This is a genomic window from Actinopolymorpha sp. B9G3 (assembly GCF_040120725.1).
GTDB lineage: Bacteria > Actinomycetota > Actinomycetes > Propionibacteriales > Actinopolymorphaceae > Thermasporomyces.
The window spans coordinates 21,614-36,251 of the sequence record NZ_JBEEAB010000027.1; the positions used below are offsets into that span (position 1 = coordinate 21,614).

At 66.7% G+C, this 14,638-nt stretch carries 9 protein-coding genes; 3 read left to right on the forward strand and 6 right to left on the reverse strand.

What is annotated here, in order from left to right:
* Positions 1 to 26: 26 nt before the first annotated feature.
* From ABNF93_RS30235 to ABNF93_RS30245, 3 genes are all read left to right on the forward strand, one after another.
* Complete coding sequence (locus ABNF93_RS30235; RefSeq protein WP_349331643.1) at positions 27 to 959, forward strand: bifunctional DNA primase/polymerase; 933 nt, start codon at positions 27 to 29, stop codon at positions 957 to 959.
* Positions 956 to 2,527: a YfjI family protein gene (locus ABNF93_RS30240; protein ID WP_349331644.1), complete on the forward strand. Its 1,572-nt coding sequence runs from the start codon at positions 956 to 958 to the stop codon at positions 2,525 to 2,527. Before ABNF93_RS30235 ends, ABNF93_RS30240 begins: the two co-directional genes overlap by 4 nt.
* A gap of 117 nt (positions 2,528 to 2,644) precedes the next feature.
* Positions 2,645 to 3,736, forward strand: a complete 1,092-nt coding sequence (locus ABNF93_RS30245; protein WP_349331645.1) for a DNA cytosine methyltransferase — start codon at positions 2,645 to 2,647, stop codon at positions 3,734 to 3,736.
* 9 nt (positions 3,737 to 3,745) lie between these two features.
* Here ABNF93_RS30245 and ABNF93_RS30250 read toward each other — a convergent pair whose 3' ends face one another.
* The 6 genes from ABNF93_RS30250 to ABNF93_RS30275 all read right to left on the reverse strand — a co-directional run bounded on the left by ABNF93_RS30250 (position 3,746) and on the right by ABNF93_RS30275 (position 14,618).
* The gene (locus tag ABNF93_RS30250) at positions 3,746 to 4,360 is read right to left on the reverse strand and encodes a very short patch repair endonuclease (RefSeq protein WP_349331646.1); all 615 of its coding nucleotides are present in this window, start codon (positions 4,358 to 4,360) and stop codon (positions 3,746 to 3,748) included.
* Positions 4,281 to 5,603 (reverse strand): restriction endonuclease, encoded by a 1,323-nt coding sequence (locus ABNF93_RS30255; RefSeq protein ID WP_349331647.1) that lies wholly within the window; start codon positions 5,601 to 5,603, stop codon positions 4,281 to 4,283. Before ABNF93_RS30255 ends, ABNF93_RS30250 begins: the two co-directional genes overlap by 80 nt.
* 66 nt (positions 5,604 to 5,669) lie before the next feature.
* Positions 5,670 to 8,735 carry a Z1 domain-containing protein gene (locus ABNF93_RS30260; protein WP_349331648.1) on the reverse strand — a complete coding sequence of 1,022 codons (3,066 nt, stop codon included), beginning with the start codon at positions 8,733 to 8,735 and terminating at the stop codon, positions 5,670 to 5,672.
* A complete protein-coding gene (locus tag ABNF93_RS30265; RefSeq protein WP_349331649.1) occupies positions 8,732 to 9,718 on the reverse strand; it encodes a PD-(D/E)XK motif protein in 987 nt (328 codons plus the stop codon). Before ABNF93_RS30265 ends, ABNF93_RS30260 begins: the two co-directional genes overlap by 4 nt.
* Positions 9,715 to 11,238 carry an ATP-binding protein gene (locus tag ABNF93_RS30270; protein WP_349331650.1) on the reverse strand — a complete coding sequence of 508 codons (1,524 nt, stop codon included), beginning with the start codon at positions 11,236 to 11,238 and terminating at the stop codon, positions 9,715 to 9,717. The genes ABNF93_RS30265 and ABNF93_RS30270 overlap by 4 nt, the downstream gene beginning before the upstream one ends.
* Positions 11,235 to 14,618, reverse strand: a complete 3,384-nt coding sequence (locus ABNF93_RS30275; RefSeq protein ID WP_349331651.1) for a Swt1 family HEPN domain-containing protein — start codon at positions 14,616 to 14,618, stop codon at positions 11,235 to 11,237. The genes ABNF93_RS30270 and ABNF93_RS30275 overlap by 4 nt, the downstream gene beginning before the upstream one ends.
* Positions 14,619 to 14,638: the final 20 nt, after the last annotated feature.

A 14,638-nucleotide genomic window follows, 5' to 3' on the forward strand; every position in this document is an offset into this window, starting at 1 on the left:
CCAGGCATTACGGAGGTCACGTATTCATGAGTGACGCCACTAGCAACAGGCAGAACTTGCTGTCGGCTGCGCTGGCGTACGCCAGACGGGGATGGCATGTCTTCCCGCTGCAGCCGGGGCGCAAGCGGCCGGCTCTACGGACAGACTGGGAAGGCCGCGCCACCACCGACCCCGACCGCATCCACGCCTGCTGGGAACACGACGCGTACAACATCGGCATCGCCTGCGGTCCGTCCCGACTCATCGTCGTCGACCTCGACACACCCAAGGGCCTCGACGACGGGCCGCCGCCGGAGTGGTCCATGCCTGGCATCACCGACGGCGCCGACGTCCTCGCCGAGCTCGCCGCCCGAGCAGGGGAGCGGCTGCCCGTCGACACCTTCTCCGTACGCACCGGCCGAGGAGGCCAGCACCTGTACTTCACCGCACCTGCTGGCCTCGACCTCGGCAACAGCGCCGGCCGCCTGGGCTGGCTGATCGACACCCGTGGCCGCGGCGGCTACATCGTCGCCGCCGGCAGCGTCGTCGACGCCCGGCCGTACACCGTCGTCCACGACGGCCCCGTCGGGAACCTTCCGGAATGGATCGCAGATCGGCTCCGGCCCTCGGTGCCGACTGGTCGGCCGGGAAATGCCGCACGTCTTCTCGCCCAGCTCGATGGTCGGCATGCCAGCGGCTACGTCCTCGCCGCACTCCGTGCCGAGGTGCAGCGGGTCCTCGACTCAGCGCCGCACACGCACAACGTCACCCTGAACGAGGCTGCGTTCGCGCTCGGCCAGCTCGTCGCCGACGGAATGCTGCCCCATGACCTGGTGGTCGAGGCGCTCCAGGTCGCCGGCGAAGCAGTCGGCCAGCCGCCTCGCGAGGCCGCAGGCACGATCCGTTCCGGCCTGGCGGCTGGAACCCGCAAACCCCGTCATCCGGCCGCTGGCGACATCCGGAGGGCGGTGCCTGCGTGACCTCTTCTGCAGCTGGAGTCCCGCTGTCTGCTGACCGGATCCTCGATCGTCTCGACGCCCGCCGCAGCGTCGAACAACACCACACCGGCCGCGAACCCATCCAGGAGCCGTGGGAGCCGCCGATCCCGCTGACCGGGCGCCGGCAGCTGCCACCGTTCCCGGTAGAGGTCCTTCCCGGCTGGGTCGCCGACCAGGTCGCCGCCGTGGCCGAGTTCACCCAGACTCCACCCGACCTGGCTGGCTGCGTCGCCCTCGCAACCTTATCCACCGCCGCCGGCGGCAAGGCCGAAGTCGTCGTACGCGGGTTCTGGCGCGAACCGGTGAACATCTTCACCGTCGTCGCCCTCCCACCCGGCGCCAGGAAGTCGCCGGTCTTCACCGCCATGACCGAACCGCTCCTGCTGGCCGAGCGCGCCCTCGCCGAGAAGACCCGCCCCCAGATCATTGAAGCCGAACTCGCCGCCTCCACCGCCCGCGCCCTCGCAGACCGCGCCGCAGCGGCCGCGGCCAAGGCCGACGCCGCCAACCGCGCCCAGGCGATGGCCGAGGCCAGCGACGCCGCCATGACCGCCCGCACCATCGAAGTCCCCGTCATGCCGACCCTGGTCGCCGACGACATCACCCCCGAAGCGGCGGCCGGGCTGCTCGCCGAGCAAGGCGGACGCCTCGCAGTCCTCTCCGACGAAGGCGGCATCTTCGCCACCCTCGCCGGCCGCTACTCCGGCATCCCCAACCTCGAGGTCTTCCTCAAAGGCCACGCCGGCACCATGCTCCGGGTCCACCGCCGCGGCCGCGACCCCGAACTCGTCGACAACCCCGCCCTCACCCTCGGCCTAGCCGTCCAACCCGACGTCCTTCACGACATCGCACAGATGCCCGGCTTCCGCGGCCGCGGCCTTCTCGCCCGCATCCTCTTCTCCGTCCCCGAGAACACCGTCGGCCGCCGCCGCATCGGCACCGCACCCGTGCCCGAACAGGTTGCGCACGCCTACACGCACAACCTGCAGAGTCTCGTTCTCACCCTCGCTGACCTGCGAGAACGCGCCCTGCTACCGCTCACCGATACCGCCAGCGAGGCTGTTCTGGCCCTCGAGGCCGACGTCGAACCCAAACTCGCACCCACCGCCGCCTGGGCCCACGTCGTCGACTGGGGCAGCAAATACGTCGGCGCCATCATCCGACTCGCGGGACTACTCCACCTCGCCGACCACCTCCGCGACGGCTACCAACAACCCATCACCGCCGCCATCATCCACCGCGCCGCCACCCTCGGCCGCTACTACGCCGACCACGCCCTCGCCGCCTTCGACGCCATGGGCGCCGACCCCCTCATCGAAGACGCCCGCGTGATCCTCGACTGGCTCCAACGCCACAAGCCTGACCGCCTCACCAAACGCGAACTCTTCACTGCGCTGCCAAGGCCGAGGTTCAAGAGGGTTACCGAACTTGATCCGGTCCTCGACCTCCTTGACCAGCACGGCTACCTCCGCCGACTCCCCGACCCACCCCGCACCGGTCCTGGACGTCCAGGATCGCCCGAGTACCTCGTCAACCAACTCGTCCGTTGAGTTCAAACACCGCTCACCGGGTGCCAGTGACACGCCAGCGAACGTGTGTGCGAGATCTGCACGCACCCGCTAATCTTCGTGATCTGACCGGGTGATCGACAGCCAGGGAAGGTACGCATGCAATCCGTCGTTGACCTCTTCGCCGGCTGCGGTGGCGGGTCGATGGGGTTCCACGCCGCGGGCCTGCGAACCGTCGGTGCGGTGGAGATCGACACGGACGCGGCGACCGCGTTCACGCTTAACGTCGGCATCCCTCCGATCGTCAAGGACATCCGCGACGTCAGCGGGGCGGATCTCCTGGCGGGTACTGGGCTCCGGCGAGGACAGCTGACCGTTCTGTTCGGGTGTCCTCCATGCCAGAGCTTTACCGTCCTCCGCCGAGGCGCAGCACCGACTCGGAAGGATCGACGACGCAATGCACTCGTGCACGAGTACCTCCGACTGGTCGACGAGTTGAAACCACGGCACATCGCATTCGAAAACGTTCCCGGTCTCGTCGAGGGCAGGTGGCACAGGTACTTCGACACCTTCCGGGACGTCCTCAGCGAACTCGGCTACAAGATTGACTGGCGAGTAGTTGACGCCGCGGAGTACGGCGTGCCGCAGAGGCGCAGACGGGTGCTCGTGATCGGCAGCCGTGTTACGGATCCGCGTCTTCCCGCCCCCACCCATGATGAGGTCGGCGGCGGCCGGCTGAAGCCCTTCGTAACCGTACGGGACACCATCTCCGAGCTCCGTGCGCTTTCAGCTGGAGAGTGCGACCCCGATGACGAATTCCACAGGGCACGCAGGCATAGCGACCTGGCCATCCGACGTCTTGCTTGCATCCCCGAGGGCGGCGCACGTGCCGACCTCCCGGAAGATCTAGTCCTCGCATGTCACAGGGAACACAATGGCCACTACGACATCTATGGCCGGATGTGGTGGGACCGAGTAGCTCCCACCCTCACCTCCGGCTGCACGAACGTAACGCGAGGACGTTTCGCTCACCCTTCCCAGAATCGAGCGATCACGTTGAGGGAGGCGATGCTCCTTCAAACCTTCCCACCGCGCGCCCGCCTGTCCGGTGGCATGGAGAAGATGAGTTTGCAGGTGGGTAATGCGGTGCCAAGTCGGCTCGCCGAACGCATTGGCAGGACGATCAAGTCAATGGAGAGAGCTGCAAGCCCAACGGCCAAGGGATCGGCTAAGAGATCTCGCTCTAGGTAGCGTGAAACCCTACCGAACTTGGCTAACACCGAGTCGGTCGCATACCTTGTCGGCGGCATCTGACGTGGACTCGTGGCACCAGAGTCGGAGCACGTTCCAGCCATGGTTCATCAGATGCTGCGTCGTCTCGCGGTCCCGCCGCTGGTTCCCATCCAGCTTTAACCGCCACCACTCACGGTTGTTGCGGGGCAACATCCCATGCCGTGGGCAGCCGTGCCAGAAGCAGCCGTCTACAAAGACCGCGAGCTTTGGGCCGAGGAACGCGATATCGATCTTGCGGCGAGCCATCCCGGGGACGGGTACATGCACGCGGTACCTCAGACCGCGAGAGTGAAGTGTCCGTCGCAACTCCATCTCGGGCGCAGTATCTTTGCGGGGATGGCGGCTCATCCGCTCCGAGACGTCCCGGGAAGGACGGACGATCTCGGGGCGCGCGGCGTCTGGGTGTCGTCCAAGTGCAGGCACCAGGTCCGAGCCTCCCTCCGCTGTGTGCGATCTGCCCGCAGTCTCCTGCGCACTGGTTCCAGCAGCCCATCCGGTCGGCCTAGCTGGAGAGTATCTCCTCCGGTCGACGATGCGTGATGGCGGCTTCGTATCCAGAGATGACATCGGCGAGCAGGCCATCCAGATCGCCGCTGTAGTCAGCTGCCGCAATCCGAAGGACCTGATCCACCAGCACACGGCCGGGGACGAGAACCAACGGGTACTGATCGTCGATTACTTCGATCTGGGCCCGCCTCGAGAAGGTACCGGTAGTGACGAAGATGCCGAGCCATCCTCGGCGGAGCCGAGCCACGACGCGAGCGACCTGGTCCGGGCTGACTGAGGAGTCGGGGATGATGCACTTCGCCTGACCCAACACGACAAGCGGAGTGCTGGTGGCGGTCGTGCCGACATCGAGCCGGCCGACGAAGTCCATGCCCCCGTCACCTCCGATCCGGGTAAGCCAGCCATCGCGATACACAGATCCTGAGCGGCTTAGGAGCTGGGCGGCAACCCGTGACGCGAGGTACTCGAAGGCGTGCTTGCGGCCGTCGAAGAAGTGGTAGAGCTTGCGAAGAGCGTTGTCCTCCAATGAGCCGGGCACGGGCAGTTGGGCATCGTGGGACTTGACCCGTGACGAGACAACGCGTCGCCGGATCCGGGGAATGGCTGCACTCCCTTCCTTGATCCACCGCTTCCACGCTTGCGGCGCATGCCGTGCGGCCTCCTCTGCAGTAAGCGTTGGGTCCCGTCGATCGTCAAGCCAACGCAGATCCAAGGTGTCTCCGCACTCGGACATGTCCACGACTGCGAGGTCGAGAAGGAGGTTGGGAAAGCTGCGTCCGGTTGCCGGATCGCGCTGAACGACATGCTCGAGGCCCTCGATAACTGCGGCGCCGCAGAACTCGACGTAGCCCTTCACGATGGCCCGACCTTCCTTACGGACGGTAATTGAGCGGAACAGCAGAAGCGGCGGTGCGAGCACCCGTTCGCCAGCGCTGGTTCCAGCATGGAACCGCACCGCTTCCAACAACGCCTTGTTTCCAGCTGTGACTCCCGGCAGGCCCATCGTGCGTGGCTTGTGGTCGCCGTAGTACCGCACGTGGCCGTGATCCAGGTCGAACTCGTCATGCCAGGGGTTGGTGATGTGTCCGGCCTTCCAGGGGCTCGACCGTATGGCGATGACTGGTCTCCGGGGTCCATCTGGCCCGCGGACGTGAGCAGGTGGGTTGATCCCTGCTTCGAGCAGGACCTTCGGTAGCGCCTTGCCTGGTGAGGCCATGAGATAGTAGAAGTTCGGGTGGCCATCCACCATCACCTCGACGGAACTGGCCGCGCGCGCATATCGCAGGATGTCGTGCATCGCGATCGGTCGAGGGTTCATGATCACATCATGCCTGGCGAACCGACGTCAGCGACCACAGTCGGGTTCGAAGCTGCAGGATCGACCTCATACTGCGTCGTCGCGATCGACTATCGCGCCTGCGTCGGACTTGCGGGTGCGGAAGCCAATCCGCCCGCTGGGTGCACAGTCATAAGGTAGCGCCAGAGAGAACAGGCTTGCGATGTCCTTGGTCGCGATCGTCGTGCCGGGCGGGAGAGTCGACGCACGTGCCTTCTGGTCGGCCGTGTCGAGCGCTAGCGTGAGAAGAAGAGCGCCACGGGTCGGACGTCGCAGTTCGACCGCGAGTGGACCGCCAGAGGTGAGAGGTACGCCACCTGCGCGCTTGCCGGCGATGGTCTCGATCGCAGGGCGTTGTCGCGGGGAACTGCCGGAAAAACCACCTCGCGTGCCGTCGGTACGTCGCGTACGAGTGAGGATTTGGAGCCTGTCGGCACGGCTGCCGATTGTCTGTTGACTGCCGCCGGCCAGATTGGGTAGCAGCACGGCGAAGTCGGTGAGCGACCCGGCGTTGATCGCCTCGCGCATGAACGTGAGGGTGGGAATGAAGGTGTAGTTCGGCATCCATCGGAATCCGGCCAGCGTGTCGCATACGGATTCGGCCGAGACGATGCCGTAACGCGCCTCGTACGTGACCTGCTTGTTGTTGACGTCGCAGTAGCGGAAAGTGCCGGTGTCGGTAAGTGAATCCAGCAGTGGGGCAATCAGCTCGAAGTGGTTGGCGTTGGTCGAGCCGTCACCGCGCTCCGGCTGGCGCGAGAAGTCGCGGAGTTTGCCGCCGATGCCTTCCTGGGTTAACTCGGCGTTGTACATCTTGTTGGTGGCCGTGGGCTTAAGCCAGGGCACCTGCTGGAACACCATCGGAGGTACGTCTTCCGGGGTGATCTGCGGGTGGCCCGTTTCTTCGTTGATGGCCGCGTACCGCTCGAGCTCCTCTCGGAAGTCCTCCTCGTCCCGGATGACCGCCTCGAACGCCTCATAGAGGTCCACTAACTGGTTACGGGGTGCGGGGACGTTTCGGCCGATGAAGAGGCGGACGAGATCGCTGTAACCTTTCCGGAAGCCGAACCAACGGCCCATCTGCATGAGACTGTCCGCTTGCAGCGTGCGCCGGGTGTAGTAGGAGACAGTAAGTCCTTCCACGGTGAAGCCTCGGCTGAGTTTGGCCCCACCGACGAGGATCTTCCAGACGTCGTCGCCCTGGAAGTCGAGGGCGTCCTGGGTGTAATCCTTCTCGGCGGCCCCGTTGACGACGATGACCGGAGATGTGCCGCGGTCGATCAGGTCGAGAGCCCTACCGATCCAGTTGCCGACACGTAGTGCATCGAAGGCGGGCGGCATGCTCGGAGTCGGTGGTGAAGGCGTGCCCTCCCTTCGTGCCGCAGAAGTCGACCGTCGATGCAGAGCTGCCGTCACTGGCGCGAAGTCGGTCTCGTACAGATCGTGTAGCCGTGTCAGGCCGACGCCGGTGTCGTAGCCCGAGCGACGCCAGATCTCCCGGATCTCCTCGGCGAGCGCGGCGTGCTCGGCCTGTTTCACCGACTCGTGTACGAGCATCGTGTGGTGCCGGAACTTGTGCTCAGTGTCTCGCCGGAACAGCTTCAGCGCTCCGGTGAGCACGAACGAGTCGAGCGCTTTCTGTATTTCAGGGCGCCGCTTGTCGGCGTCGTCGACAGCGACGAGATCGCGGACGTATGCTTTCTCGTTCGAGTTATCGATGGTTTTCGGCTCGCCGCCGAAGTCGGCGTCGAGGTCGTGGAAGTCGCGGGCACCCATGTAGTCGACGGGGCGCTCGAGGCTGACGATGAAGTCCCTGGGGAAGATGTCCTCGGAGTCGTCCGGGTCCACGAATACGTTGGCGAAGGGTGTAGCGGTGTAACCGACGTATTGCGCGCGTGTAAGCAATCCGAGCATGTCGGCGATGCGTCGGTTGACGGCGGTGCGTTCCTTCTCCTCGGGGGTTTGCGTCTTCTGCTTCTTGGTGTTGACCGAGGCCAGGTCCGCCTCGTCATCGACGATGAGAGTGGGGATCTCGCCGAGCTCGGCGCGGATCTCACTGAGGTCGTCGACCAGCCGCTTGAGGACGGTGCTGTTCTTCTTCACCACCGCGATGCGGACGTCGCTGCGGAACAGGTTGACGGGGTCGTACAGCGGTCGGCCGCGGTCGGCGAGTTCGTGGCCGGCACGGAAGTCGAGCGTCGACAGTCCCTGCTTCAGACGGCGGTATTCGCCCTTGAAGGTGCTGAGCCGGCGGATGGTGGGAACGTGGTCGAGATTGTGGATCGGCACGCCGTGTCGCAGGAACTTGCCGCCGATCCAGTCCTGGTCGGTGTGGTAATCGGTGGTGGCGACCTGGTCGGCATTGTTCTCGTCGATGCCGCCGAGGATGTTCTCGACGCCGACGAGTTCCATGTCCAGGCGACGTTGGGTCTGGCGTCGCAGGATTTCGACGGTGCCCGTGAGGACGATGATCAGCCGATACCCGGCATCGATCGCCTTGGCGATCACGCCCGTGAAGTTGGCGGTCTTGCCACTTTGGACGTAGCCGACGACGAGGCCCTTGGACTGGTACCGCTCTGGCCAGGCGGGATCGGCGAGTCGGCGAACGACCGACGTGGTGGCGCCGTCGAGTCGTGCGATCGCACCGCAGTCCCAGCCGGGGTCGGCCTCGAGGAGGCCGGAGTAGGCCTTCCAATAGAAGTCGCGCTCGGCTTGCCGTGCGGCGTCGTACCACGGCTTCCAGGCCCCGCCGTCGCCCTCGATGACGATTGCGCCCGGATCACGTGGAAACGCGGCGTCGAGCCGGGAGCGGGCATCGTGGCCAAACTCCAGCAGCTCGTGGATCAGTGCGCGACGCATTGCGCTATGAGGGACGGTCGCCGCCACCCACTTCTCGTCCGTGGCCCCGTTCCAACGACTGATCAGGATCTGGAACCGGACTCTGGCCGCGGCGTTGAGGTCGTCGGTGGTGAGAATGTCGACCAAGGCGCTCTCGTCTATCTGGGGTGTTGCCGACCTTGTTAGGTACCGGTTGACCTCGTCCAGCAACGGTTCGGGCGCCTCACCCTCGAGACTCTTCAGGGCGCGAAGCACTGCAGGTGTCGCGTCTGTCATGCAGATCCACCTTCCACGAATCCGCCCAAGACACCGGGCGGGACACCGGCGCTGAGTCCGGTGACGTCCAGACGGTAGGAAACCGGACCGACAAGTTCGACCCGCGGTACGACGGCCCCCAGCCGCGTGCGGGTGATGGCCGGGAACCCGTCGTCAACGAGGTATGCGCGGGGCCGGGTGCGGGGCATATATCGCTCGAGGTAGAGGTCGACATCGCTGTCGCGCCACCCCAGTCTCCCGAGATGCGCATCCATCACGGCTTCCGACGTGGCCAGCCGTGCTCGGACCCGTGTGATCAGTGACGGCAGTGTGAAGGCTTCTGTCGCCGCTCCGGCGCGGGTCAGTTGGATCGAAACCAACCACAGCGGCCGGGTCGCGCTGGGCTGCAGCTGTGTCTCCGAGCCGATGACGTGACTTCGGCGTTCGGAGAGCGTGGTCTTGACCTCGGCATCGAGGTCGGCGAGTACGAAGTCGTGCTCTGCGGCATGGGGGCCGAGCCATGCCCGAACTGAGCTGCCCTCGTCGCAGACGCTCAGCAGGTGCTCGAGGACAAGCAATTCTCCGATCAGGCCGAGGGTGCGTTCCTGGCTGAGTCGACCGCGTCCGGCGAGGAGGTCGCGGAAGGAGGCGAGCGAGCGGGCAACCGCCATGTGAAAGGTCCGGCCGGCTGCGAGATCGTCGACGACGGCGGCGAGCAACGAATAGGCCTCGAGGTGTGCGCCGCGGGCGTCGACCGTCAGGACGAACCAGAGTCCGTCGTCGAGGTCTTCGGTGCTGATGGAGACCCGGTTCAATGTGCTGACGTCGGGCTCCGGCCCGGCCGCGGGCGTCCAGAGCTCGAGCCGCTCGCTCGGTGCGTCGATCCGCAGCGTGCAGGGCGGTGTCGTCGCGAGGCTGAGCGGGACGATGGAGCCGGAGCGGAAGTAGGTCCCCAGGGTCTCGGCGGTGAGCCGGACATTCAAGCCGTCGGCGGCGCCGGTCATGACTTCTCCTCCGGGACGCTCTGGGCACGTAGCGCAGCCAGCAGGATCGTCTGCCAGGCGGCGATCTCGCGCTTGTCGCGGTCGCCGAGATGTGAGCCGGCAAAGTAGGTCTGCATCAGTAGGAACATCAAGCTCTTCAAGACGGGGGCGTCATTTGGGTCGAGGCTGCGGGTGCCGACCAGGGCTGTCCGATGGCGGAGGTTCAGCTCGAGGGTCCTGTGCTCGAGGTCGATCCGGAAGACCTGGGCATCGGGAAGCAGTCGCCACCGGACGTCCACGGGGGGGTAGTCGGGGTTGTACATGACTGCGTCGTGGAAGGCGTCGAGAACGGCCGCCGGCAGCCCGATGCGGGGCTCGACCAGCGTGACCGGGCGGCGGACCCTCGCGCGGCTGCGCCGCTCCTCGCTTGCGGCACGGTCGAGGTACTCCCGAATAGAGGTGCCGGATGCCCGGCATACCGCGGTTTCCAACGCTCGCCGCAGGTCGGCGGAGAACTCGATGCCCGATTTCTCCGGGTTGATGGTGACGTGCGCGGCGGCGGTATCGGTGAGGTCGACCGCGATGCGGGCGAGTTCCCAACCGGGACGGGCGGGCCACAGGCCGCACCAGCCGCCGATCTGCAGCAGCCGGTCTCGGCGGTAGACGAAGAAGCCCTGATAGTCGACGCCGGGCTCGCCGCCGATCTTGAATCCGGGATCTTGTGACCTGGGTGGCCAGACGTGCGCGGTAGCCTCCACCGGTTCGGTACGGTCCGGCAGTCTGATGACGAGCTCTTGGGGGAAGTCGGGATCGCCACTGCGGACGTAGCCGAACGGGTGGATGGGGAAGACTGCGCGGGCGCTCCCGGGTGTCCGGTCTGCAACGCCGAGGGTATCGACGGCGACGTCCGGGCCGCCGTCGGACAGGACGCGGTGGAGAACCAGGCCGATGTGGGACCGGACTTCCCGGATTGCCTGCTCGAGCCACCGCGCTCGCTCGTCGTCGTCACTGGTGCTCGGAAAGGCGCGGACGTCGCGCCATTCGACGACCGTCCCGGTGTCCAGTGGGACGCCGATGTCGGCGTCATCGAGCCGTGCCGCGGCGTCTTCGTTCGTGAGATCGCCGACGGTGGGTTGGGCGCCACTCGGGGACCGGGTCAGCTTCCGCCCGACCGGAGCCGACCCCCAGGCGCGCGAGCAGATCAGGACGGTGTCGGCCTGACTAAGCGAGGCGGCCTTGAGCCCGACTCCGAAGTGCCCGAGGTCCGACTGGCGGTACGCGCGGGTCCCGGCGTACGTCATGGCGCGGTCCACCGCGATGGAGTCCATGCCCTGGCCGTCGTCGATGACCTGGACCCCGACGGGCGCTGTCCCTTCGAGGAGGATCCGGATCCGGATGGTGCCAGCGCTGGCGTCGAGGGAGTTGTCGACGAGGTCGGCGATCGCGGTGGCGAGCGAATGGTGGAGCCCGATGCTGTTGACCAGCTTCGGGTCGAGCTCGACCGGTCTCGTCCCCGTGGCGGCGGGGATGGCGGAGATCATCCGTCGTCCCGGAAGCGGTTGTCGGCGAAGCCGAGGGTGGTGCCGTTCTCGGTGACGGTGCGGACGGTGCGTTCGTCGAACCCTTCGAGTCGCGTGGCGTCGATCTCCAGGGTTATGTCGAGGGCGTCCGGGTCCGCGGCCTTGAGGTGGTCGAGCAGTTCCTGGGTCGCATCTCGCAGCTGGGCCGCGATGTCGGCGGAGGCGTCGACCGTGAGCCGCGCGCGGTAGCGGACGTTGCGGACCGGTTCGAGCGCCTGCACTTCAGGTTGGTTGGGGGTCTGCGGTGTTCTCGATCGGGCCCCTGTGCCCGGCTGCTGCCCGATGCCGACATCGTCAACGTCGCCCTGCTCATCGTGTAGCGTGCTCTCGCGTTCACGCTGAGCGAGGGCGAGGTGGGGAGCGACCAGCAAGGTCTTGTCTGTGACCGGTCCGAACGTGTCCGAAGTGTTGGGCAGGGCGAGTCCGGTGAACTCGCCCGTGGCATCGTCGTAGTTGGTGGCGAGCGCGAATCCGCCGCCGTGCCACTCCATCTCGTCCAGGGCGGCCGCGACGGCTTCGTCGAGGACCCGGCGGTTGCGCAGGCGGTCGAGGTAGGGGTAGCGGCGGTAGTAGTCCCAGAGGGCACCGACCGTGATGCGGCCGTCGTTCCACCTGGCCCGGAGCCGCTGGTCCAAGGCCAGCCGCACGTTTTGAACGCCGAGACCGGTCAGCAGCAGTTGCTCCTTCACGAGCCGGTTCGCGGTGCGTACGGCCAGCCCGGTGTCGTTGCCGTCGACCTTGAGCGCTTTGGTCTCCAGCGGCTTGGCCCCGTCGGGCTGGGCGGGGTGGAACGTCCAGATGAAGGTTGTGGGGATGCGCTGATCTACGACGCGGCTTGTCTCGTCCCGGCGGCGATTCACCATCGCCTCGTTCTGCTGGGTGAGGTCGAGTTCCGTGATACGGCCGGCCATGTCGCGCCAGGCGAGGTGTTGCCGGACGGCGGACTCGAGCTCGGCGTAGCGCTGGGTGTCGGCGGCCAGCGCGATCAGCAGGTTGCGCCTCTCTCGGGGCGCCGTGCCGCGTTCGGTCATCAGGCGGCTCGCGAACTCGGCTGCGTCGGACGCGGCGTTCTTCGCCGAGTGGGTGAATCTGGGGTGCAGGATCACCAGGCGCACCCCGTCCGGCTCCCCGACCTCCGCGGTCGAACTCGGAGCCACTACGACGTCCACGAAGTGCCCGGGGCGCACGCGTTCGACCCGGTTGAGGCGTTCGACGAGTTCGGCCCAGACGTCTTCGGGCGTGAGACTCTCGGCCTTCTCGGCGGCCTTGCGGTTCAGCGATGGCTGGGTGTCGTACCAGTACCGGTCGCCCTCACTGTACAGAAACGTGGCGCGGTCGGAGAGTAGCTGCAGTGCCGAGCCGAAGTTGCCTACCGTGTCGCCGGGTTGGGCCACGCCGAGGAACAAGCGGTGCCGCTCGATGCCTTTGTGGGCGCTGCGCAACGTGGCCGCGGAGCCGAGGAACAGCGCCCGTGCGATCCGCCTGCTGAGGGCTCGGGTGCCGAACAGCGGTCGCTCTGCGTCCACGCGGGCTGGGACGGAGTCGCCGCCGTCGACGTCGGAGTCGACGATCGGCTTCCAGTTGTCGTCGAGGTACTTCGCAATTTCATCGCGGACGCCGATCGCATCCAGGGGGATCGAACCGGGCATGATCAGCGGGGACTTGTCGCCGTTGGTGTACAGGCTGTGCACCACGCTGCTCATCAACCGCAGAACGCCGCGGGTTCGCTGAAACTTCTCCAGACTGGACCAGTCCGTGTACAGCCGGTCGAACAGCTCGGGATGGATCGGGTAGGCGATGCGGATGCGGCGCTCGTAGTCCGAGTCGAGCGTCTCGCGGGGGAACTCGCCGCGCGAGCGGCGGTAGAACTCGACGAAGGCCTTCGCCACTGAGCCGATCCTCGTGCGGGCGGTGCCATCCGGGTCGGAGAACAAACGCCGCCGGACGATCTCGAAGGACTCCTGCGAGGACGCCGGACGCCACTCGTAGGAGGTTCGGCCGATGACGTTCTGCAGACGCTCCAGTGCCTGCCGCCCGTGCGCGCCACCGATCTCGAGGTCGGACGCGTCCCGGCCACCGGCCTCCTGACGGACGTCCGACGCAGGCACGGAGACCAGCAGCAAGGCCCCAGGCGTCGCCGCAACGGCCTCGGTCAGCGTCTGGGCGAAGGTGAACTGGGTCTCGAAGGTGCCGCCGCACAAGTCGTCACGGGCGTACAGGCCTCGGGCGTATGCGACCCACTCGTCGATCAGGATCACGCACGGGCCGTACCGTGCGAGCAGGTCCTTCAACAACGCGCCCGGGTTGGACGCACTGGCGTCGGAGCCTGCAACCAGGTCGTAGGCCTCGCGGCCGCCGAGCTGCCAGGCCAGTTCGCCCCACAGCGTGTTGACCTCGGTGCCGTCCGCCTTCCGCATCGGCTGGCCCGGCGGGATCTCGTTCCCGACGAGTGCAACACGGCGGACGGTCCGGTCCCAGCCGGAGACGTCCGTGCCGGACAAGAGCTCCTGAACCTCCTGCGGGTAGTCCCGGGCGTGGTGCCCGGAGACGAGGTGCCAGACCGCGAGCATCGAGTGCGTCTTGCCGCCGCCGAAGTTCGTTTGCAGGTTGATCACCGGGTCGGCCGCGGTATCACCGGACAGCCGAGCTGTGGCGCGGGTCAGTAGCTGGCGCAGGCCCTCGGTCAGGAACGTGCGACGGAAGAACTCGACCGGATCGGAGTATTCGGCCTCGCCTCGCCCACCGGCGACCTCATGCAGGTCGGCGGCGAACTCGGATGCGGCGTACCGCCCGGCTGCGATGTCCGGGTGTGGCGTGAGAACGTCGCTCCACGCCGGCAGTCCTTGCGACTCGAGGCCGGGTAGGGAGGTCTGTGCCCGCGAGGTGCGAGCGACTTCGCTCTCGAACTCCCGACGCTGCAGGTCGATCCGGATCGCCCGTACCTCGTCTGCTTGGGCGACCGCGTTCGCCGCGCGAAGCAGCCGCTCGGTGGTGTCCAGTGCCCGATAGGTGTCGTCGGCCGTGAATGGCTTTTGGTGGGCCCACTGGTTGCGAACCTCGCGGAGCTCGCTGGCCAGCGACTTCTCCGCGCGCGAGAGGTGGTTGTCGAATGGGAACCACCCGGGTGCGAGGTTCTCGGTGAGCACCCGGAGCTGGTTCTGCACGTCCGTGCGGTCGTAGCTGCGCGACGTCCCGTTTCCGGCGTCCTTCGTGGCAAGGACTAGCGTCCAGTCCTTCCCTGTCGGCACACGGTCGGACAGTGCGTTCTCGATGAAGGGGTCCAGCCCGGCGGACAGCAGGGTCAGGCCGCGTTCGATGCGGTCCCGGTTGCTGGTGGCCATACCGTGAACTCCTCGTGGTC